The sequence below is a fragment of the Pseudomonas sp. SA195 genome (assembly GCF_054131565.1).
On the sequence record NZ_CP096392.1, the window covers coordinates 3,136,755 to 3,157,834 of the forward strand.

Genomic DNA, 21,080 nt, shown 5'->3' on the forward strand with positions numbered 1-21,080 from the left:
CATGAACAGATTGCTCGATCGTGAAACCTTGTCCCAATTGCTGGCGAAGCGCGAGGCTCCCTGCCTGTCGCTGTACCAGCCCACCCACCGCAGTTTTCCGGAGCGGCAGCAGGACCCGATTCGCTTCAAGCACCTGGTCCGCCAGCTTCAAGACTCGCTCAAGCAGCAAGGGCGTGCCGAGCACGCGAAGACGCTGCTCAAGCCCTTCCACGAATTGCTCGACGATACCGATTTTTGGAACAGCAACCGCGACGGCCTGGCCGTATTCGCTGCTGCTGACTATTTCGACGTGTTCCGCCTACAACGCAGCGTTCCGGAACTGGCGGTCGCGAACGACCGCATGCATCTCAAGCCGCTGCTGCGCATCGCCCAGTCTGCCGACCGTTACCAGATACTGGCGATCAACCTTGACTCGATCAGGTTGTTTGAAGGCAATCGCGACGGCATTGACGAAGTGAAACTGGCGGCGGGCGTGCCGAAGACCATCGAGGAGGCGCTCGGCCGGGAGCTGACCGAGAAAGGACAAACTGGCTTTCCACAGGGCTACAGCCGCGCCAGCGAACGCGGCGACCCCATGCAGGTGGAGAGCGGCGGCGCAGGCCGACAAGACGAGATCGACAGGGACCGGGAACGCTTCTTCCGCGAAGTGGATCGCGCCATCCTCGAACATCACAGCCGCACATCTCGGCTGCCGCTGATCCTCGCAGCGCTGCCCGAACATCAATTCCATTTCCGCAAGCTGAGCCACAACGAGTTTCTCCTGCCGGAAGGTATCGAGCACGATGTGTCGCTGCTGAGTGCGGATGAGCTGCGTGACAAGAGCTGGATGGTCAAGCAGCCGCGCTATATCAAGCGTCTCGAAGGCTTCATCGATCAATACGGCGAATCGCATGGGCAGGGGCTGGCCACCGATCAGCTGGACCAGATCGGCCAGGCCACGGTGGCAGGACGAGTCGCGACGCTGCTGGTCGAAGCCGATCGGCAGATTCCCGGCGTAGCCAACAAGGACGAAGGCAAGGCAATCGCCGCCGAGGGCGAAGCCGCCACGACACCCGACCTGCTCGACGAGTTGACCATCTGGACGCTGGAGCAAGGCGGCGAGGTGATTGCCGTCCCGACAGAACGCATGCCGACCGAAAGTGGCGCGGCGGCTATCTACCGCTACTAGCCTGGAGCAGCGGCTAGTGCGTCCAGCGTTGCTCTAGCCACTGCAGATCTTCCGGGCGGGTCACCTTCAGGTTGTCCGCCCGGCCTTCTACTAAACGCGGACGATCACCGGCCCATTCAATCGCCGATGCTTCGTCCGTAATTGCCGCCCCCGCCTCGAGCGCCCGACTGAGCGCATCTGCCAGCGCGCCGAGGCGAAACATCTGCGGCGTATAGGCCTGCCAGATCACACTCCGATCGATGGTTTCGGCCACGCGCCCATCGGTGCCCACCCGCTTGAGCGTATCGCGTGCAGGCACAGCTAGCAGCCCACCCACCGGGTCATCGGCTAATTCGGACAGAAGTCGCTCGAGGTCATCCCGGGCCAGGTTCGGACGAGCCGCATCATGAACGAGCACCCAGTCGTCTTCGGCTGCGCCGAGCGTATGCAGCCGGCGAAGCCCGGCAAGCACCGAGTCCGCACGCTCCGCTCCGCCATCGACGCGCTGGATGCGCGGGTCGCTTGCGCAGGCCAGCATTGGCCAATAAGGATCCTGAGCGCCTAGGGCAACCACCAGGCCCAACAGGCCGGGATGGTCGAGAAAACGATCGAGGGTGTGTTCGATGAGCGTGCGGCCAGCTAGCGGCAGGTATTGCTTGGGCCGATCGGCGCGCATACGGCTGCCGACACCCGCTGCGGGTATGACCGCCCAGAATGGCGGCGTGGTGCAGTTGTTCATTCGGTCAGCTGGTAAAGGGTTTCGCCCTTCTTGACCATGCCCAACTCGTGGCGAGCCCGTTCCTCCACGGTTTCCATACCCTGTTTGAGCTCCTTCACTTCGGCCTCGAGAATGCGATTGCGCTCGAGCAGACGCTGGTTCTCACCCTGCTGCTCGGCAATCTGCTTGTTCAGCCCACTGACCTGCGCAAGGCTGCCCTCGCCCACCCACAGGCGATACTGCAGACCAACGAGTAGAAGGATCAAAACAGCTAGCAACCAATAGGGACTGCGCATGTGAGGCATCGAACGATTTCGGTTGGGTTCACTGAGAGAAGTGGGGACGGTGATAGACGTCATGCCTTGAGCCTTCCTATGCCGGCCTGCGCCTGGTCACCTGTAGCGGCGACCTTAGCAGCGCTGAACGCTAACCACAAAAAAGGGCGACTAACGTCGCCCTCGCCTACCGGCAGGGTTAGCCGCGAAACTCGGCCCGGCCCTTGTAAGGCGCCTTCCCGCCAAGCTGCTCTTCGATGCGCAGCAGCTGGTTGTACTTGGATACACGATCCGACCGGCACAGCGATCCAGTCTTGATCTGGCCCGCCGCGGTGCCCACGGCCAGGTCGGCGATGGTGTGATCCTCGGTCTCGCCGGAACGGTGCGAAATCACCGCGGTGTAGCCAGCAGCCTTGGCCATCTGGATGGCTTCCAGGGTTTCGGTCAGCGAGCCGATCTGGTTGAACTTGATCAGAATCGAATTGCCGATGCCCTTCTCGATACCTTCCTTGAGGATCTTCGTGTTGGTTACGAACAGGTCGTCGCCGACCAGTTGCACCTTGTTGCCGATCTTATCGGTCAGGACCTTCCAACCGTCCCAGTCGGACTCATCCATGCCGTCTTCAATGGAGATGATCGGGAAACGCTCGGTCAGGCCAGCCAGGTAATCGGCAAAACCGGCCGCATCGAAGGCTTTGCCTTCACCAGCCAGGTCGTACTTGCCACTCTCGAAGAACTCACTGGACGCGCAGTCAAGTGCCAGTGTGACATCGTCGCCCAGCTTGTAGCCTGCGTTGGCGACGGCCTCGGCGATGGCGGCGAGGGCATCTTCGTTGGACGCCAGGTTCGGTGCGAAACCACCTTCGTCACCGACCGATGTGCTCAGGCCGCGCGCCTTGAGCACGGCTTTAAGGTGGTGGAAGATTTCAGCGCCCATGCGCAGCGCGTCGGCAAAGGTCTTGGCACCGACCGGCTGCACCATGAATTCCTGAATGTCGACATTGTTATCGGCGTGTTCGCCGCCGTTGATGATGTTCATCATCGGCACTGGCATGGAGTACTGCCCGGGCGTGCCGTTGAGGTTGGCAATGTGTGCGTAAAGCGGCAGGTCCTGATCCTGTGCGGCCGCCTTGGCGTTCGCCAGCGACACAGCCAGGATAGCGTTGGCGCCGAGCTTGGCCTTGTTGTCGGTGCCGTCCAGTTCGATCATGGCGCGGTCCAGCGCCTGTTGATCCAACGGGTCCTTGCCCAGCAGCAGGTCACGGATCGGGCCATTGATGTTGCTGACAGCCTTGAGCACACCCTTGCCCATGTAACGGCTCTTGTCGCCATCGCGTAGTTCCAGCGCTTCCCGCGAACCGGTCGAAGCACCCGACGGCGCACAGGCGCTGCCGACGATACCGTTATCCAGGATAACGTCTGCTTCCACGGTGGGATTGCCCCGGGAGTCGAGAACCTCACGCCCTTTGATGTCGACGATCTTTGCCATTTTTATTAACACTCCGTAGATAGCTTCAAGGCTTCAAGCAGTTTCGATAGGGGAAAAACTCTTGATCAGATCATCCAGCTGCTTGAGCTGGGTGAGGAAAGGTTCGAGCTTGTCCAGACGCAGCGCGCACGGGCCATCGCACTTGGCACTGTCCGGATCGGGATGGGCTTCGAGAAACAGGCCGGCCAAGCCCTGACTGAGGCCCGCCTTGGCCAGATCGGTGACCTGAGCACGACGCCCGCCGGCCGAGTCGGCACGGCCACCCGGCATTTGCAGGGCATGGGTGACGTCGAAGATGACCGGGTACTGCATCTGCTTCATGATGCCGAAGCCGAGCATGTCGACCACCAGATTGTTGTAACCAAAGGACGATCCGCGCTCGCAGAGAATCAGCTGATCGTTACCGGCTTCTTCGCACTTGGCGAGGATGTGCTTCATTTCCTGGGGTGCAAGGAACTGCGCTTTCTTGATGTTGATCACCGCACCGGTCTTGGCCATGGCGACGACCAGATCGGTTTGCCGGGAAAGGAAGGCTGGCAGCTGGATGATGTCGCAGACCTCCGCAACCGGCTGGGCCTGGTGCGGCTCGTGCACGTCGGTGATCACCGGCACGCCAAAGGTCTTCTTCACGTCTTCGAAGATGCGCACCCCCTCTTCCAGGCCCGGGCCGCGGAAGGAGTGGATCGAGGAACGGTTGGCCTTGTCGAAGCTGGCCTTGAACACGTAGGGGATACCGAGCTTCTCGGTAGCCTTTACGTAGGTTTCGCAGATCTGCATGGCCAGATCACGCGACTCCAGAACATTCATCCCGCCGAAAAGCACGAAGGGCTTGTCGTTGGCGATCTCGATGTTGCCGACGCGAATCGTCTTCTGGCTCATGCCTTGCTCGCCTTGTAGTCCAATGCCGCCTTGACGAAACCGCTGAACAGCGGGTGGCCGTCGCGCGGTGTGGAGGTGAATTCAGGGTGGAACTGGCACGCCACGAACCACGGATGATCCGGCGCCTCGACCACTTCGACCAGGGCGCCGTCGCCGGAGCGGCCGGTGATCTTCAAGCCTGCCGCCTCGAGCTGGGGCAGTAGATGATTGTTGACCTCGTAGCGATGGCGATGACGCTCGACGATGCGCTCCTTGCCATAGCAGGCATAGACGTTGGAACCCGCCTCTAGCCCACACTCCTGCGCACCGAGGCGCATGGTACCGCCGAGGTCGGACGCGTCATTGCGGGTCTCGACGGTTCCGGCGGCGTCCTCCCACTCGGTGATCAGGCCAACGACCGGATGCCCGCTATTCTTGTCGAACTCAGTGGAATTGGCGTCGGTCCAGCCGAGCACGTCACGGGCGAACTCGATCACCGCGACCTGCATGCCGAGGCAGATGCCGAGGTAGGGAATCTTGTTTTCGCGGGCGTACTTGACCGTGGCGATCTTGCCTTCCACGCCGCGCAGACCGAAACCGCCTGGAACCAGGATCGCATCCATGCCTTCGAGCAGGCCGGTGCCCTGGTTTTCGATGTCTTCGGAGTCGATATAGCGGAGGTTCACTTTGGTACGGCTCTGGATGCCAGCGTGGCTCATTGCCTCGATCAGAGATTTGTACGCATCGAGAAGTTCCATGTACTTGCCGACCATGGCGATGGTGACTTCTTTCTCAGGGTTCAGCTTGGCGTCGACGACGCGATCCCACTCAGACAGATCGGCACCGCCGCACTCCAGCCCGAATCGCTCGACGACGAAGTCATCGAGGCCCTGGGCATGCAGCACGCCCGGGATTTTGTAAATGGTGTCGACATCTTCGAGCCCAATAACCGCCCGCTCTTCCACATTGGTGAACAGCGCGATCTTACGACGCGATGACATGTCGATCGGGTGGTCGGAACGACAAATCAGCACGTCCGGCTGCAGGCCGATCGAACGCAGTTCCTTGACCGAATGCTGGGTCGGCTTGGTCTTGGTTTCACCAGCGGTGGCAATGTAGGGCACCAGCGTCAGGTGCATGAGCATGGCGCGCTTGGCGCCAACTTCGACGCGCAGCTGGCGGATCGCCTCGAGGAAGGGTTGCGACTCGATGTCGCCGACCGTGCCACCGATCTCGACCAGCGCAACGTCGGCATCGCCGGCGCCCTTGATGATGCGACGCTTGATCTCGTCGGTGATATGCGGGATGACCTGGATGGTCGCGCCCAGATAATCGCCTCGGCGCTCCCGACGCAGCACGTCTTCGTAGACGCGGCCGGTCGTGAAGTTGTTGCTCTTGGTCATTGTCGTGCGGATGAACCGCTCGTAGTGCCCCAGATCCAGGTCGGTCTCGGCGCCATCGTGCGTGACGAATACCTCACCGTGCTGGAACGGGCTCATGGTGCCCGGATCGACGTTAATGTAAGGGTCCAGCTTGAGCATCGTGACCTTCAGGCCCCGCGCCTCCAGGATGGCCGCCAAGGATGCCGAGGCGATGCCTTTCCCCAATGAAGAAACAACACCACCCGTGACGAAGATGTAGCGCGTCATGAAAAACCCTAGAAGTCTGCGTTAAGCGGTCAGCGCCGCCGGGGAAAAGCGAAGGTGCCACTGCGCCGAGGGCGGCAATAGCGAAGCTGCCGCGGTTTTCGAGGAAAGCCGCAGAAGCTCAATTGGGACGGGAGCGTAGTCTACTCGAAAAAGCCGTTAGCTCAAACCTGGGATCGTCGGTGGCGCCCAGGTCAAGGAGAGACCGCAAGCATCGTACTGCGGCAGATTCGCCACTGCGATCAGCTCCCCGTTCTGGAACAGTAACGGCAAACGCCCCCGCACGAAGCGGGGAATGCCCGCCTCGTTGAGCAAACGCTTGAGATCGCGGTGTCCGCGCTCTGGCAGCCGCATACGCTCCCCGCCCTGCCGGTAGCGCACCTCCAACTCACCAGAGCACCCATTACCCAGCAGCCCTACAACCCCATTGTCTGGCAGAGTGCACTGAACCTGACCGATTCGGAGGCACGTTGCTTCAGGCTCGCTGAGCCATGCCCCCGCGAGCCACCACAGGCGGCTGTCGCCTCGATGCAGCTCGCCCGCGCTCAACCGCCAAACAGGACTGGCATCAGGTGCGGCATCCCGCAGGGTTTGCCAACCCGCCCAATGAGCACTGTCAGGCAACGGCGTAAAGGTCCGCAGCCACCAGCGCAGCGCGTTGCGTTGCCGAGGCTCAGGCAGCGCTGCGATTACCGTCAGATCCAAGCTGGGCACGGGCAGCCAGGTCAGCCGTGACGGCACTCGAGCCGCTTGAAGGTCCAGTGAGGCGAGATCGTCCAGTAGCGACTGGGCCTCTTCGCAATGCCCGACCGCACGGGCAATGTTGGCATCGGCCTGCGGCCAGCGCTGACGAATCGGCGGAAGCACCCGATGACGAAGGTAGTTGCGTGAATGTTCGAGGTGCTTATTGCTGGGGTCCTCCACCCACGCGAGCCGATGCTCGCGGGCATAAGTCTCCAGTTCGGCGCGAGCGAAGCCGAGCAGCGGTCGAAGCAGAACGCCCTGCCCCAATTGCCGCTGGGCCTGGATCCCCGAAAGCCCCAGCACCCCGGCACCTCGGAACAGGCGAAACAGCAACGTTTCCACCTGATCATCCCGATGCTGTGCAGTCAGCACGACGCCACTCATGGGCACATGGCCGGCAAGCGCACGATAACGCGCTTCTCGGGCCTGGTTTTCAAGGCTGGCACCCTGGGCGACCTCTACGCGGAGCACGTCGAGACGTACACCGAGGCGATCACAGATCGCCCGGCAATGAGCAGGCCAGCCTTCAGCCACCGGCTGCAAACCATGATGAACATGCACGGCCGTGACCGGAGGAAGTGGCTCGGACTCGCGGAGCGACGCCAGCACATGCAGCAGGACGGTCGAATCCAGCCCCCCTGAAAAAGCTACCTGCCACTGCGGGGCGGCGCTCCACGGCTTGAGAATAGTAAGCAGACGAGATGCAAGGGACATGCGGAGCGACCTGACGACGAACGCCGCCAGCATAGATCAAGAAGAGGGGTAGCAACGGGCCTGGAATGAAAACGGCGGGTCAAACCCGCCGTACCGTCATCGCTCTCGCCTGCTTAGGCGATGCCGTAGCTCATGAGCCGATCATAACGGCGCTTGAGCAGCGCTTCGGTGTCGAAACCTCTGAGCATGTCGAGTTGAGCGACCAGCTCGTCGCGTATCGAAGCAGCCGTCGCCGCCGGATTCCGATGAGCGCCACCCAGCGGCTCGGAGATGACCTTGTCGACGATACCGAGATTCTTCAGCCGTTCAGCGGTCACACCCATGGCCTCTGCTGCCTCGGGAGCCTTGTCGGCGGTACGCCAGAGAATCGAGGCGCAGCCTTCTGGCGAGATCACCGCGTAGGTCGAATATTGCAGCATGTTCAGCTGATCGCAGACACCAATCGCCAAAGCGCCGCCCGAACCGCCTTCACCGATAACCGTGGAAATGATGGGCGTCTTTAGGCGCGCCATCACGCGCAGGTTCCAGGCAATCGCCTCACTCTGGTTACGCTCTTCGGCGTCGATTCCCGGGTACGCGCCGGGCGTGTCGATGAAGGTGAGGATCGGCATCTTGAAACGCTCGGCCATCTCCATCAAGCGGCAGGCCTTGCGATAACCTTCGGGACGCGGCATGCCGAAATTCCGACGCACCTTCTCGCGTACTTCGCGGCCCTTTTGGTGACCGATGATCATCACCGGCTTCCCATCAAGGCGCGCGGCGCCACCCACGATGGCTGCGTCATCGGAGAAATGACGGTCGCCATGCAACTCTTCGAATTCGGAGAACAGGTGCTTGATGTAATCCAGGGTGTACGGGCGCTGCGGGTGGCGCGCCAAGCGGGCGATCTGCCAGCTGGTCAAATTGCCGAAAATGCTCTCGGTGAGCGATACGCTCTTGTCCTGCAGGCGGGCAATTTCATCGCTTATGTTCAGCGAGTTGTCATTACCAACCAGGCGCAATTCTTCGATCTTGGCTTGCAGGTCGGCGATCGGCTGTTCGAAATCGAGAAAATTCGGGTTCATAGGCATCCGTCATGCGTCGACGGCCAGATGGCCGGAGGCTATTTTTTTGCGCCCTACCTTACGGGACGGACGCATTCAGGTCGAACAAAAAGTTCACAACTGGCTCGATTCAATGATCGAGCCCATTCGAAGCCCCGCTCCGCTCCCCCTCTGGGCGCTTGAGCCAGAACTATCGGTATTGGAGGAAGACGTTGTCGCGTCCGAACTGGTCACGCAACGCCTGGATCAAGTTATCCGCCGGATCGATACGCCAGCTTTCACCAAACTGCAGCAGCGCGCGCGCGTCGCGGCCGGTGTACTCCAGCGTGATCGGGCAAGCGCCGCGATGACGGCCGCAGACATCGGCCAACCAACGTACTCGATCGCCTTTCAAAGCGTCTCCAGCCACCTTGACCCGGAGGCTCTCGGCCAGGCCTGTCCGGGCTTCTTCGAGGCTCATCACGCGCTTCGCACGCAAGCGCAGGCCGCCGGAAAAGTCATCGTTGCTGACCTCGCCCTCAACCACCACCAATGCATCGGTCTGCAGCAATGCCTGCGCCGAGTTGAACGCCTCGGCGAACAGCGACGCCTCGATGCGGCCGGAGCGGTCATCTAGGGTGATGAAGCCCATCTTGTCGCCTTTCTTGTTCTTCATCACGCGCAGGTTGACGATCAACCCGGCAATGGTTTGCTCGCCGCGAGCAGGGCGTAGATCGACGATGCGCTGGCGTGCGAATCGCCGCACCTCGCCTTCGTACTCGTCGATCGGATGGCCAGTGAGATAGAGCCCGAGCGTGTCCTTTTCGCCCTTGAGTCGCTCCTTGAGCGACAATTCGCGGGCCTTACGATGATTGACATACACGTCCGCCTCCGGCTCGGCGAAGAGCCCCCCGAAAAGATCCATATGACCACTATCGAGACTGCGGGCCGTCTGCTCGGCCGCTTGGATCGCCTCTTCCATGGCTGACAGCAATACAGCACGGTTGCGATCGATGTTGGCTTGGTAGGCCTTGGGCTCGTCGGAGAAATGCGGCCCCAACCGGTCCAGTGCTCCGGCGCGAATCAACGCTTCCAGGGTGCGTTTGTTGATCCGCTTGAGGTCGACGCGGCTACAGAAATCGAACAGATCCTTGAATGCCCCGCCTGCGCTGCGGCATTCGCAGATCGCCTCGACCGGCCCTTCGCCGACGCCTTTGATGGCACCGAGGCCGTAGATGATCCGGCCATCCTCGCTGACCGTGAATTTGAACTCGGAGTGGTTCACGTCCGGCGCGTCGATGCGCAGTTTCATGCTGCGGCACTCTTCGATCAGCGTAACCACCTTGTCGGTGTTGTGCATGTCCGCTGAGAGAACCGCCGCCATGAACGGTGACGGGTGGTGCGCCTTTAGCCAGGCCGTCTGGTAAGACACCAAACCGTAGGCAGCCGAGTGTGATTTGTTAAAACCGTACCCCGCAAATTTCTCCACGAGATCGAAAATGTTGCCCGCCAGGTCAGCATCAATGCCGTTTTTGGCACAGCCTTCGATGAAGCCCCCGCGCTGCTTGGCCATCTCCTCGGGCTTTTTCTTGCCCATCGCGCGGCGCAGCATATCCGCCTGGCCAAGGGTGTAGCCGCCCATGACCTGGGCGATCTGCATCACTTGCTCTTGATAGAGGATGATGCCGTAGGTGGGCGCCAGCACCGGCTTGAGGCCTTCGTACTGGTAATCGGAGTGTGGGTAGGAGATCTCCGCACGGCCGTGCTTGCGGTTGATGAAATCGTCCACCATGCCGGACTGCAACGGGCCGGGGCGGAACAGTGCTACCAGGGCAATCAGGTCTTCCAGGCAGTCCGGCTTGAGCTTCTTGATGAGCTCCTTCATGCCGCGCGATTCAAGCTGGAACACCGCCGTGGTTTCGGCTTTCTGCAGCAGCGAATAGGTCGGTTTGTCGTCCAGCGGGATGAAATCGATGTTGACCGGCTCGAGCCCCTTGCGCGCCTGGTCGCGATTGATGGTTTCGAGCGCCCATTTGATGATCGTCAGGGTGCGCAGGCCGAGGAAGTCGAACTTGACCAGCCCCGCCTGCTCGACGTCGTCCTTGTCGAACTGAGTGACGAGCCCGCCGCCCTCGTCATCGCAGGCGATGGGCGCGAAGTCAGTCAATTTGGTCGGCGCGATGACCACCCCGCCCGCGTGCTTGCCGGTGCCGCGCGTGATTCCCTCGAGCTTGAGCGCCATGTCCCAGATTTCGCGCGCATCCTCGTCGACGGCTAGGAAGTCGCGCAGCGGCTCCTCCATCTCGTACGCTTTTTCGAGCGTCATGCCGACTTCGAAAGGAATCATCTTCGACAGACGGTCAGCCAGGCCATAGGACTTACCCTGTACGCGCGCCACGTCGCGCACCACTGCCTTGGCCGCCATGGTGCCGAATGTGATGATCTGGCTCACCGCATTGCGGCCGTATTTCTCGGCCACGTAGTCGATGACCCGGTCGCGGCCGTCCATGCAGAAGTCGACGTCGAAGTCCGGCATCGATACCCGCTCGGGGTTCAGGAAGCGCTCGAACAGCAGGTCGTAGGCCAGCGGGTCGAGGTCTGTGATCTTTTGAACATAAGCGACCAGCGATCCCGCACCCGAGCCACGACCCGGACCCACCGGAACGCCGTTGCTCTTCGCCCACTGGATGAAATCCATGACGATCAGGAAGTAACCGGGAAAGCCCATCTGGATAATGATGTCGAGCTCGAAATTGAGCCGATCGATGTAGACCTGCTTCTTCGCCTCGTAATCGGGCGTGTCCATGGGCAAGAGCACTTCGAGGCGCTCTTCTAGGCCGTCGAATGAAACCTTACGGAAGTACTCCTCCATTGTCATACCCGCCGGCACCGGGAAATCGGGCAGGAAATATGTGCCCAGCTGAACCTCGATGTTGCAGCGACGGGCGATCTCGACGGTGTTCTCCAGCGCCTCGGGCAAGTCGCTGAACAATTCCCACATCTCTTCAGGAGTCTTTAGATACTGCTGGTCGGAATAGGCACGTGGCCGCCGCGGGTCGTCGAGTGTGCGGCTCTCGCCGATGCAGACGCGTGTTTCGTGAGCTTCGAAATCATCCTGTTTGAGGAAACGGACATCGTTGGTCGCCACCAGCGGCGCGCCGAAACGTTGGGCGAGCGAGACCGCTGCGTGCAGATGTTCCTCGTCGTGCACTCGGCTGGTCCGTTGGACCTCCAGGTAGAAACGCTGGGGAAATACGCCTTGCCATTCCGCGAGCAGGGTCTCGGCTGACAGCTCGTCCCCCTCGAGCAACGCGTGGCCAATATCACCTTCTTTGGCGCCGGACAACGCGATCAAGCCCTCGGCTGCCTCCTTGACCCATTCGCGCTCGATAATGATCTGGTCGTTGCGCTGGCCATCCATCCACCCGCGGGAGATCAGCTCGGTCAGGTTGCGGTAACCCTGCCCGTTCATCGCAAGCAGCGTCATGCGGCTCAACGGTCCGTCTTCATCACGGCTAGCCAGCCAGACATCGGCGCCACAGATCGGCTTGATACCGGCGCCTTGAGCCGCCTTGTAGAACTTGACCAGCGAACACATGTTGTTCTGGTCGGTGACCGCGACAGCAGGCATGCCCGCTCCAGCGACCGCCTTGACCAAGGGCTTGACCCTGACCAGACCATCAACCAGGGAATACTCAGTGTGCAGGCGGAGGTGGACGAAGGACACAGACATGAGGACAAACCTGGACTGGCGAAACGACTGGCCGGCGATTGTACCGGAAAGCAGCCGGCGTTTAGGACCGGGGAGGCATGTGGACGTCGAAGCGATGCTTAACGCCGGGCGCTAGACCGGCAGGATATCGCCCACGACAATCGACTCGGTCACCGTGACCCGCTCGAGCAGCGTGCGCACCGGCGCGAAGGATCGCCGATGAATGATCGTCGGGCCAAGGCGCTGGAGGGCGTCGAGGTGGCTCGGCGTGGGGTAGCCCTTGTGCGACGACAGGCCGTAACCTGGGTAGCATAGATCGAGCGCGCACATTTCCCGATCCCGGCTCACCTTGGCGAGTATCGAGGCTGCTGCGATCGCTGGCACCTGGGCGTCCCCCTGAATCACGGGCGCGCTGGGCACGGACAGTTGCGGGCAACGATTTCCATCGATCAGTGCGAGCCGCGGCGTCACGCTGAGCCCTTCAACGGCGCGCTTCATGGCCAGCATGGTCGCGTGCAGGATGTTCAGCTCATCGATTTCGTGCACCTCAGCCCGGGCGATGCACCAGGCGAGCGCCTTCTCGCATATCTCGCCATAGAGGGCCTCCCGCCGGGCTTCACTGAGCTTCTTCGAGTCATTGAGGCCGTCGATCGGCCGCCGGGGGTCGAGGATGACTGCTGCGGTTACTACAGGACCACAGAGGGGCCCACGCCCGACCTCGTCGACACCGGCGACGAGATCCTCAACGAGGTTGAAATCCAGCCCGATCTGCATCAGTCAGCCTCCGCCAGCCCCAACACCGCCTCGGCGGCCTGCCGGGAGGCATCGCGGCGCAGGGTCCGGTGAATGGCATCGAACCCTTCCGTTTGAGCGTCACCGCTATCGAGCAGGCACGACAGCTGCTGCGCCATGGCCTCCGGCGTCGCCGCATCCTGGATGAGTTCCGGGACCAGCAGCCGTTGTGCAAGCAGGTTAGGCAGGGAAATATACGGACTCTTGACCATGCGTTTGAGAATTCGATAGGTCAGCGGTGCGACTCGGTAGGCAACGACCATTGGCCGTTTGTAGAGCAACGCTTCGAGCGTGGCCGTGCCCGACGCAATCAAGACGGCATCGCAAGCCGCCAGTGCGTCATGGGAGCGGCCATCGACGAGCGTCACTGGCAAATCCCGATTGACGAGCAGTTGCTCGATTTGCTCGCGACGCTGCGGGCTGGCGCAAGGCAGAACAAAATCAATCCCCGGCCGCATGGCGCGCAAGCGCTCGGCAGCCTCGAGAAACGACTCGCCCAGACGGCCTACCTCGCCGCCGCGGCTGCCCGGCATCAGCGCAATGACCCGGCCTTCGGTGGATAGCCCCAACGCCTTGCGTGCCGCCGAGCGATCGGCCTCAAGCGGAATCGCATCGGCCAAAGGATGGCCGACGAAGCGTACCGGGACCTGGTGTGCTTCATAGAACTGCGCTTCGAACGGAAACAGGGTCAGCATCAGGTCACAGGCGTCACCGATTTTCAGGACGCGCTTCTGGCGCCAGGCCCACACAGAGGGGCTCACATAATGGACGGTGCGTAGGCCCCCACGGCGAAGCTTCAAGGCCAGATCGAGATTGAAATCCGGCGCATCGATACCGATGAAGACGTCTGGGCGAACCTCCAGTAGACGCTGCACGAGGCGCTTGCGACGCGCGAGCAGCTCGGGAAGCCGTCCTAGAACCTCCACCAACCCCATGACGGCAAGGCGCTCTTGTGGAAAGTAGGACTGCATGCCCAACGCTTCCATCCGAGGGCCGCCGACGCCCACGAAGCGAACACCCGGCCTCAGCGCAATGAGCGCTTCCATCAGGCTGGCCCCGAGGATATCCCCCGACGCCTCGCCCGCGACGAGTGCAACGGTAAGCGGTATTGACACTTCAGCGGGTGATGCCACGGTTCGACGCCTGGATGGAATCTCGGAACAGCGCGACTTCCGGGAAGGCTTGCGCGTCAACTGCAAGCTCGGCAAGGGCTGCCTCGACGGTCAACCCTTTGCGATAGACAACCTTATATGCATTACGCAACGCATGAATGGCTTCGGCGCTAAAGCCGCGGCGGCGCATACCTTCGAAATTCATGCTGCGCGCTTCGGCCGGGTTGCCGAAAACGGTGACGAAGGCCGGCACGTCCTTGCCGATAGCCGTACCCATGCCAGAAAAACTGTAAGCACCGATATGGCAATACTGGTGAACCAGTGTATAGCCGGAAAGAATCGCCCAGTCGCCCACATGAACATGGCCAGCCAGCGCGGTGTTGTTGACCAGAATGCAGTGATTACCAATGACGCTGTCATGGCCAATGTGTGCATAGGCCATGACGAGGTTATGGTCACCAATCGTGGTTTCGCTGCGATCTTGCACCGTACCGCGATGGATCGTCACACCCTCGCGGATGACATTGTGATCGCCAATAACCAGGCGCGTGGGTTCGCCCTTGTACTTCAAGTCAGGCGTGTCCTCACCTACCGAAGAAAATTGGTAGATACGGTTGTGCCGGCCAATGCGCGTCGGCCCTTTGACCACGACGTGAGAAGCAATGACCGACCCCTCGCCGATCTCGACATCCGGGCCGATGATCGACCACGGGCCAACCTGGACATCGTCAGCCAGGCGGGCAGCAGGATCGATGATCGCGCGAGGGTCGATCAAACTCATATCTTCTGTTCCGCACAGATGATTTCAGCTGAGCATACCGGCTTGCCGTCGACACTGGCACGGCAATCGAATTTCCAGATGCCTCGCTTGGCACTGATGAACGAAGCTTCGAGTGTCAGCTGATCGCCCGGAACGACGGGCTGGCGGAAGCGCAGCTTGTCAGAGCCGACGAAGTAATAAAGTGTGCCGTCAGCGGGCTTGACGCCCATCATCTTGAAACCCAGGAGCCCGGCGGCCTGGGCCATCGCTTCGATGATGAGAACGCCCGGCATGATCGGATGTTGTGGGAAATGCCCGTTGAAGAAGGGCTCGTTGATGGTGACGTTCTTGTAGGCGCGAACACGCTTGGCGTCCGTGTCCAGCTCCACTACGCGATCGACCAGCAAAAACGGGTAGCGGTGCGGGAGGTATTCGCGAATCTCGTTGATGTCCATCATGGAGGAAAAAAGCCTGTAATGAATGTGGTAGCTGCACTGCCGCATGGACAGCGCAAGCATCTGGCGATCGGCCGTTAGCGGGACGAACAGATGAAACGGTCAGGCATCTGAAGACGCATCCCCTTCCGGGGTCACTGCGGCCAGGCATTTTTCCACGTGCTGCAGACGTCGCGCCATGTCGTCGAGCTGGCGAATTCGAGCAACGCTCTTGCGCCACTCTGCAGCCGGCTGCATCGCCGTACCGGAGGAATAACTGCCAGGCTCGGTGATCGACTTGGTCACCATCGTCATGCCCGTGATGAACACGTTGTCACAGACTTCAATATGGCCAACGAGGCCGACGCCACCGGCAATCATGCAATTGCGGCCGATCTTTGTACTGCCGGAGATTCCCGAACAACCCGCCATTGCCGTGTTGTCACCGATCTGCACGTTGTGCGCGATCATGATCTGGTTGTCGAGCTTCACGCCATTGCCGATAAGCGTGTCGGAAAGTGCACCGCGATCGATTGTCGTGTTCGCACCAATTTCGACATCATCGCCGATACGGACCCCGCCAAGCTGCGCGATTTTCTCCCAACTACCCTGCTGGTTGGCAAAGCCGAACCCCTCACCGCCAATGACCGCCCCCGGCTGAATAACCACCCGCTCGCCGATGAAGACGTCATGGCAAAGCGTCACGCGCGCCGCCAGCCGCCCGCCGGCGCCGATCCGGCTACGGGCGCCCACGAACGACTGCGCACCGATGTTGACGTCCGGCCCGATCCAGGCCTCCGCCTCAATCACTACATAGGGCGCGATGGACGCCGTCGGATCCACATGCGCGGAGGGGTCGACGACTGCAGTTGGGTGTATTCCTGGCTGGACCCGGGGCCGCGTTTCGAAGAGGTGCGACAGGCGCGCATAGGCGAGATATGGGTTGTCGACAACCAACGCCGCGCCCCTATAGTCCGACGCGTCCTTGGCGGTCAGCAGGACCGCACCCGCAGCCGAATCGGCCAGGAATTTGCGGTACTGCGCATTGGCGAGAAAGCTGAGCTGCTCGGGGCCGGCATCCTGCAACGTTGCCAGCCCCGAGATCAGCTTCGTAGGTTCACCGCGTAGGGTTGCCCCGAGGCGCTCGGCCAAATCACCGAGCGAATAAGCGACATTGGCCATCAGCGCAGTTGATTCATACGCTCAATGACCTGCCGGGTGATGTCGTACTGCGGCTTGACATCGACCACGGCGCCGCGCTCGAGCACCATATCAAAATCACCCTTCTTGATGACTTCTTCTACCGCCTTGTCCAGTTTGGGCTTGAGCTGCTTGAGCATGTCTCGGTCAGCCGACGCCTTGGATTCGTTCAATTCCTTGGAGAGGAACTGGAAATCCCGCGCCTTCTGCTTGAACTCAAGCTCCAGTCGCTCACGTTCGGCCTGCTGCATCTTGTCGCCGTCCTTGCCCAGGCGATCCTGGATACGCTTAGCCTCGCTTTCCAGCCCCTGGAGCTTGGTCAGCTGCGGGCCGAACTTCTTTTCCGCATCGACCGAGTAACGCTTCGCCGCGTCAGACTCGAGCAGCGCCATCTGGTAGTTCAGCACCGCGACCTTCATCTCTGCGAACGCAGGAGTAGCTACCAGGGCAGCGGCAACGACAAGCAATTGAGTCAACTTACGCACAATGAATACCACTCTTGAATGTGACGCTGGAGACCAGGCTCCAGCTGTTTAGAAGGTTTGCCCCAGCGAGAACTGGAATACCTGGGGATCGGCATCGTCCGGCTTCATCACCGGCATGGCCAGGCTGAAGCTCAACGGTCCCATAGCCGTAATCCAAGTCAACCCCACGCCGACCGAACTGGCCAGGTTGCCGAGGTCGATATCACCGCAATTTTGGGTGTTCATGCTCGCCTTGAGGATCGGATCGTTGGACGACGGGCATTCGGTAAGGAAAACATTACCAACATCCCAAAAGACCGAAGTACGCAGCGAGCGTTGGTCCTTCACGAAAGGCATCGGGAACAGGTATTCCACGCCACCCTGAATCAACACGTTACCACCGTAGGCCACCGGATCCTGGTCGTCGGTGTAACGCCCGTCATATCCCGGACCGGCGCCCTCGCTAGTGCTGATGACACTACCATCCGCATTGCGCGCCACGCTAGGCGTGCTGCGCGGGCCGAGGGAACTGTCTTCGTAGCCGCGTACCGAGTTGAAGCCACCTGCGTAGTAATGCTCGTAGAAGGGCAATCCATCGGTCGAGCCGTAACCACTACCATAACCAAGCTCGGTGTGAAAACGCAGCGACGTGGCCTGTGTCAGCGGTACGAATACTTGGCCACGGTAATCGAGTTTGAAGAACGCTAGGTCGCTGCCCGGTAACGTGGCCTCGAAGTTCAGGCTCTGGGAATAGCCACGATCCGCCAGGACACCCCTATTCAGCGTCGATTCGGACCAACCCACGGAGCCTTTGAAGTTAAGGAAGCGATCGCCTTCCTTCTCGATGAAGGCAAGGATTTCATCCACCGAATAGTTGCCGATGTCGAGCGAATCCTGCTGGGCCGACAGGCCATAGGAAAGACGAGCCGTTTCACTGATTGGATAGCCGATATTGACCCCGGCCCCCAAGCTGTCGACGGAGTAGCTGGAGACATCGTAATCGAGCTCGTCATAATCAGTCGTCCGATAGAACGCATTGTAACCGAGGCTGACGCCATCCTCGGTCCAGTAGGGATCGACGAAGCCGAAGTTGTATCGGGACTGATATTCGCTGCGGGTCAGTCCGACGCTCACGCGATTGCCTGTGCCCAGGAAATTGTTCTGGCTGATCGACCCGCCGAGGATCAGGCCCGCGTTCTGCGCGAAGCCAATACTTGCCATGATCGAGCCGGAAGGTTGCTCTTCAACGCTGTAGTTGACGTCGATCTGGTCGTCGGTACCAGGCACCTGCGGAGTCTCTACGTTGACTTCTTTGAAGAAGCCGAGCCGTTCGAGACGAGTCTTGGATTGGTCGATCAGGTAGGTCGAGGCCCAACCGCCTTCCATCTGCCGCATCTCGCGACGCAAGACTTCGTCCTCGGTCTTGGTGTTACCGCGGAAGTTGATGCGATTGACGTAGGCGCGCTTGCCGGGATCGACCACAAAAGTGATCGCAACGGTATTATCTTCGTCGTTCGGCTCCGGCACGCCGTTCACGTTGGCAAAGGTGTAGCCCTCATTGCCGAGGCGACGGCTGAGCAGTTCGGACGTGGTGGTCATCACCTTGCGCGAGAAGACCTGGCCCTCCTTCGCCAAGAGCAGCGATTGCAGCTCTTCCTCGGGTACCTTCAGGTCACCGCTAAGTTTGACGTCGCTGACCGTGTAGCGATCGCCCTCGGCAATGTTCACGGTGATGTAGACATCTTTCTTGTCCGGTGTAATGGATACCTGCGTAGAGGTGATATCCATATTGATATAGCCGCGATCAAGGTAATAGGAGCGCAGGCGCTCAAGGTCACCGGACAGCTTTTCGCGAGCATATTTGTCGTCATTTCGGAAAAACGACAGCCAGTTCGACGTCTTGAGTTCGAACAGATCGGTCAAGTCCTCTTCAGGGAAGACGCTGTTACCCACCACATTGATGTGCTTGATCGCAGCGACCGAACCCTCATTAATATTGATCTTAAGGGCGACGCGGTTGCGCGGCTGCGGGACGACCTCGGTCTCGATCGTTGCTGAATAGCGCCCCTGAGCGACGTACTGGCGCTGCAACTCATTGCGCACACCCTCGAGCGTGGCGCGCTGGAAGATCTCACCTTCCGCCAGCCCCGACTGCTGCAAACCCGACAGCAGATCTTCCGTCTTGATCGCTTTGTTGCCGTCGATTTCGATGCTCGCGATCGATGGCCGCTCCACTACGTTGATTACCAACACATCGCCTTCACGACCGAGCTGGATGTCTTCGAAGAAACCGGTCCGGAACAACGCCCGGGTAGCATCGACCAGACGGTTGTCGTCCGCAGACTGCCCGACATTCAACGGCAACGCGCCAAATACGCTACCGGCGGAGACCCGTTGAAGTCCATTGACGCGGATATCGGAAATAGTGAAGGACTCGGCGTGAACTTCGGTAATCATCAGCGCGGAAATGACCGCAGGTAGAAGCAGACGTTTCATGAAGTCCTTTCTTTTCAAACCTGATCAATGGACCGGCGCCAGGCGCGGTGAATCAAGGTAAATGGCAATTAAAGACGGCCAAGGTCATTGACCAGTGCAAGCAGCATCACGCCGACAACCAGACTGATGCCAATCTGAACTCCCCAGCCTTGGACCCTGTCCGACAGTGGACGCCCGCGGACCCACTCGACCAGATAGAACAGCAAGTGCCCCCCATCCAGAACGGGGATAGGCAAAAGATTGAGTACCCCAAGGCTTATGCTCAAGTAGGCGAGAAAGTTCAGAAAATCGCTCAGACCCGACTGCGCAGAAGCGCCCGCCACTTTAGCAATGGTTATCGGGCCGCTCAAGTTTTTTACCGAGAGCTCCCCAAACAGCATTTTACGTAGGGAATCAAGCGTCAGAACGCTCATGGTCCATGTCCGGCGGGCGCCTTCAACTACCGCCTCGACCGGTCCGAAGCTGACCGTGCGTAACATCTCCGCTGGCCATTCTCCACCCGCCACACCGGCACCTAGATAGCCCCGGCGGTCCTCTTTCTCACCTCGAGCGACCAAAGTGACAGGTAAGGGGATGCGCTTACCATTGCGCTCCACGACCAGTTCGACTGACTCGCCAGGCAATTGCCGAACCTGATCGATGACCTGCTGCCAATCCTGAAGCATTTGGCCATCAAGACTGACTAGGCGATCACCCAATCGCACACCTGCAGCCTGTGCGGGCCCATCCGGATCAAGCTGAGCGACCACCGGCTCGATTGCCGGACGCCACGGGCGGATGCCAAGCGAGCCGATAGGATCGGGCTCTTCTACGCCTTTCAGCCAACCTTTCAACTCCAACTGCAATTGCTGAGTCTGGCTGGCGTCGACATCACGGACCTTAATCTCTAGCGTACCGCTCTCGCCGATCCGACGGACAAGCTGAAGATTGACCTCTGCCCAACCTGAGGTTGGCTTTCCATTCACCTCAACGATTTCCTGGCCGGCAACCAATCCACCGCGCTCTGCGAGACTGCCCGCTTCAACCGCCCCCACCACCGGCTTGACCTGCTCGCTTCCAAGCATCGCCAGCGCCCAGAAGAAAACCAGTGCAAGCAGAAAATTGGCCGCTGGCCCTGCAGATACGATCGCGAAGCGCTGGCGAACCGGCTTGCGGTTGAACGCCTGCTCTAGCAACGAAGCAGGCACTTCACCCTCTCGCTCGTCCAGCATTTTTACGTAGCCGCCCAGCGGGATCGCCGCCACCACGAACTCCGTCCCCTGACGATCATGCCAGCGCAGCAGTGGTCGACCGAAGCCCACCGAGAAACGCAGCACCTTCACGCCGCAACGCCGCGCTACCCAAAAATGCCCGAATTCATGGAAGGTAACCAGAACACCCAATGCAATCAGGGTGCCGACGATCATGTACAGCGCGCCCATAAAATCCTCTGCCCGAAGGCTTGTCGAACGAGGCTTGCCATGTCGGCAAGCCATGCCCCGTCAGTCGTGCGCCACA

Annotated in this window: 17 protein-coding genes; 1 reads left to right on the forward strand and 16 read right to left on the reverse strand. The window is 60.4% G+C overall.

Going from position 1 to position 21,080, the window contains the following annotated elements:
• Window position 1 precedes the first annotated feature (1 nt).
• The gene (locus M1D78_RS14575) at window positions 2-1,168 is read left to right on the forward strand and encodes a baeRF3 domain-containing protein (RefSeq protein WP_437420707.1); all 1,167 of its coding nucleotides are present in this window, start codon (window positions 2-4) and stop codon (window positions 1,166-1,168) included.
• 13 nt (window positions 1,169-1,181) lie between these two features.
• Here the strand turns inward: M1D78_RS14575 and ispD are convergent, their stop codons facing one another.
• The 16 genes from ispD to rseP form a co-directional block, all read right to left on the reverse strand.
• Window positions 1,182-1,886, reverse strand: a complete 705-nt coding sequence (gene ispD / locus M1D78_RS14580; RefSeq protein ID WP_437420708.1) for a 2-C-methyl-D-erythritol 4-phosphate cytidylyltransferase — start codon at window positions 1,884-1,886, stop codon at window positions 1,182-1,184.
• A complete protein-coding gene (gene ftsB, locus M1D78_RS14585; RefSeq protein WP_437420709.1) occupies window positions 1,883-2,161 on the reverse strand; it encodes a cell division protein FtsB in 279 nt (92 codons plus the stop codon). Before ftsB ends, ispD begins: the two co-directional genes overlap by 4 nt.
• A 178-nt stretch (window positions 2,162-2,339) precedes the next feature.
• On the reverse strand, window positions 2,340-3,629 hold the full coding sequence (gene eno / locus M1D78_RS14590) for a phosphopyruvate hydratase (protein WP_437420710.1): 1,290 nt from the start codon (window positions 3,627-3,629) through the stop codon (window positions 2,340-2,342).
• A 33-nt stretch (window positions 3,630-3,662) separates the two neighbouring features.
• Window positions 3,663-4,508 carry a 3-deoxy-8-phosphooctulonate synthase gene (kdsA, locus tag M1D78_RS14595; RefSeq protein WP_437420711.1) on the reverse strand — a complete coding sequence of 282 codons (846 nt, stop codon included), beginning with the start codon at window positions 4,506-4,508 and terminating at the stop codon, window positions 3,663-3,665.
• Window positions 4,505-6,136 (reverse strand): CTP synthase, encoded by a 1,632-nt coding sequence (locus M1D78_RS14600; RefSeq protein ID WP_437420712.1) that lies wholly within the window; start codon window positions 6,134-6,136, stop codon window positions 4,505-4,507. Before M1D78_RS14600 ends, kdsA begins: the two co-directional genes overlap by 4 nt.
• A 156-nt stretch (window positions 6,137-6,292) precedes the next feature.
• Window positions 6,293-7,591, reverse strand: coding sequence for a tRNA lysidine(34) synthetase TilS (gene tilS / locus M1D78_RS14605; protein ID WP_437420713.1), 1,299 nt, complete (start codon window positions 7,589-7,591; stop codon window positions 6,293-6,295).
• 113 nt (window positions 7,592-7,704) lie between these two features.
• Complete coding sequence (locus tag M1D78_RS14610; protein ID WP_437420714.1) at window positions 7,705-8,655, reverse strand: acetyl-CoA carboxylase carboxyltransferase subunit alpha; 951 nt, start codon at window positions 8,653-8,655, stop codon at window positions 7,705-7,707.
• Between the two features lie 169 nt (window positions 8,656-8,824).
• On the reverse strand, window positions 8,825-12,346 hold the full coding sequence (gene dnaE / locus M1D78_RS14615; protein ID WP_437420715.1) for a DNA polymerase III subunit alpha: 3,522 nt from the start codon (window positions 12,344-12,346) through the stop codon (window positions 8,825-8,827).
• Between the two features lie 111 nt (window positions 12,347-12,457).
• Window positions 12,458-13,099, reverse strand: coding sequence for a ribonuclease HII (rnhB, locus tag M1D78_RS14620; RefSeq protein ID WP_437420716.1), 642 nt, complete (start codon window positions 13,097-13,099; stop codon window positions 12,458-12,460).
• Window positions 13,099-14,232: a lipid-A-disaccharide synthase gene (gene lpxB, locus M1D78_RS14625; RefSeq protein ID WP_437421327.1), complete on the reverse strand. Its 1,134-nt coding sequence runs from the start codon at window positions 14,230-14,232 to the stop codon at window positions 13,099-13,101. The genes rnhB and lpxB overlap by 1 nt, the downstream gene beginning before the upstream one ends.
• A 1-nt stretch (window position 14,233) precedes the next feature.
• Window positions 14,234-15,010, reverse strand: coding sequence for an acyl-ACP--UDP-N-acetylglucosamine O-acyltransferase (lpxA, locus tag M1D78_RS14630; RefSeq protein WP_437420717.1), 777 nt, complete (start codon window positions 15,008-15,010; stop codon window positions 14,234-14,236).
• On the reverse strand, window positions 15,007-15,447 hold the full coding sequence (gene fabZ / locus M1D78_RS14635; RefSeq protein WP_437421328.1) for a 3-hydroxyacyl-ACP dehydratase FabZ: 441 nt from the start codon (window positions 15,445-15,447) through the stop codon (window positions 15,007-15,009). The genes lpxA and fabZ overlap by 4 nt, the downstream gene beginning before the upstream one ends.
• A gap of 99 nt (window positions 15,448-15,546) precedes the next feature.
• On the reverse strand, window positions 15,547-16,605 hold the full coding sequence (lpxD, locus tag M1D78_RS14640) for a UDP-3-O-(3-hydroxymyristoyl)glucosamine N-acyltransferase (protein WP_437420718.1): 1,059 nt from the start codon (window positions 16,603-16,605) through the stop codon (window positions 15,547-15,549).
• Window positions 16,605-17,108 carry an OmpH/Skp family outer membrane protein gene (locus M1D78_RS14645; RefSeq protein ID WP_437420719.1) on the reverse strand — a complete coding sequence of 168 codons (504 nt, stop codon included), beginning with the start codon at window positions 17,106-17,108 and terminating at the stop codon, window positions 16,605-16,607. The genes lpxD and M1D78_RS14645 overlap by 1 nt, the downstream gene beginning before the upstream one ends.
• Before the next feature lie 48 nt (window positions 17,109-17,156).
• Complete coding sequence (gene bamA, locus M1D78_RS14650) at window positions 17,157-19,583, reverse strand: outer membrane protein assembly factor BamA (RefSeq protein ID WP_437420720.1); 2,427 nt, start codon at window positions 19,581-19,583, stop codon at window positions 17,157-17,159.
• A 68-nt stretch (window positions 19,584-19,651) separates the two neighbouring features.
• Window positions 19,652-21,004, reverse strand: coding sequence for an RIP metalloprotease RseP (gene rseP / locus M1D78_RS14655; RefSeq protein WP_437420721.1), 1,353 nt, complete (start codon window positions 21,002-21,004; stop codon window positions 19,652-19,654).
• Window positions 21,005-21,080 lie beyond the last annotated feature (76 nt).

Coding starts and splice junctions, on each gene's coding strand:
- M1D78_RS14575 (WP_437420707.1), top strand. CDS start 2: ATGAACAGATTGCTCGATCGTGAAACCTTGTCCCAATTGCTGGCGAAG.
- ispD (WP_437420708.1), bottom strand. CDS start 1,886: ATGAACAACTGCACCACGCCGCCATTCTGGGCGGTCATACCCGCAGCG.
- ftsB (WP_437420709.1), bottom strand. CDS start 2,161: ATGCGCAGTCCCTATTGGTTGCTAGCTGTTTTGATCCTTCTACTCGTT.
- eno (WP_437420710.1), bottom strand. CDS start 3,629: ATGGCAAAGATCGTCGACATCAAAGGGCGTGAGGTTCTCGACTCCCGG.
- kdsA (WP_437420711.1), bottom strand. CDS start 4,508: ATGAGCCAGAAGACGATTCGCGTCGGCAACATCGAGATCGCCAACGAC.
- M1D78_RS14600 (WP_437420712.1), bottom strand. CDS start 6,136: ATGACGCGCTACATCTTCGTCACGGGTGGTGTTGTTTCTTCATTGGGG.
- tilS (WP_437420713.1), bottom strand. CDS start 7,591: ATGTCCCTTGCATCTCGTCTGCTTACTATTCTCAAGCCGTGGAGCGCC.
- M1D78_RS14610 (WP_437420714.1), bottom strand. CDS start 8,655: ATGAACCCGAATTTTCTCGATTTCGAACAGCCGATCGCCGACCTGCAA.
- dnaE (WP_437420715.1), bottom strand. CDS start 12,346: ATGTCTGTGTCCTTCGTCCACCTCCGCCTGCACACTGAGTATTCCCTG.
- rnhB (WP_437420716.1), bottom strand. CDS start 13,099: ATGCAGATCGGGCTGGATTTCAACCTCGTTGAGGATCTCGTCGCCGGT.
- lpxA (WP_437420717.1), bottom strand. CDS start 15,010: ATGAGTTTGATCGACCCTCGCGCGATCATCGATCCTGCTGCCCGCCTG.
- fabZ (WP_437421328.1), bottom strand. CDS start 15,447: ATGATGGACATCAACGAGATTCGCGAATACCTCCCGCACCGCTACCCG.
- lpxD (WP_437420718.1), bottom strand. CDS start 16,605: ATGGCCAATGTCGCTTATTCGCTCGGTGATTTGGCCGAGCGCCTCGGG.
- bamA (WP_437420720.1), bottom strand. CDS start 19,583: ATGAAACGTCTGCTTCTACCTGCGGTCATTTCCGCGCTGATGATTACC.
- rseP (WP_437420721.1), bottom strand. CDS start 21,004: ATGGGCGCGCTGTACATGATCGTCGGCACCCTGATTGCATTGGGTGTT.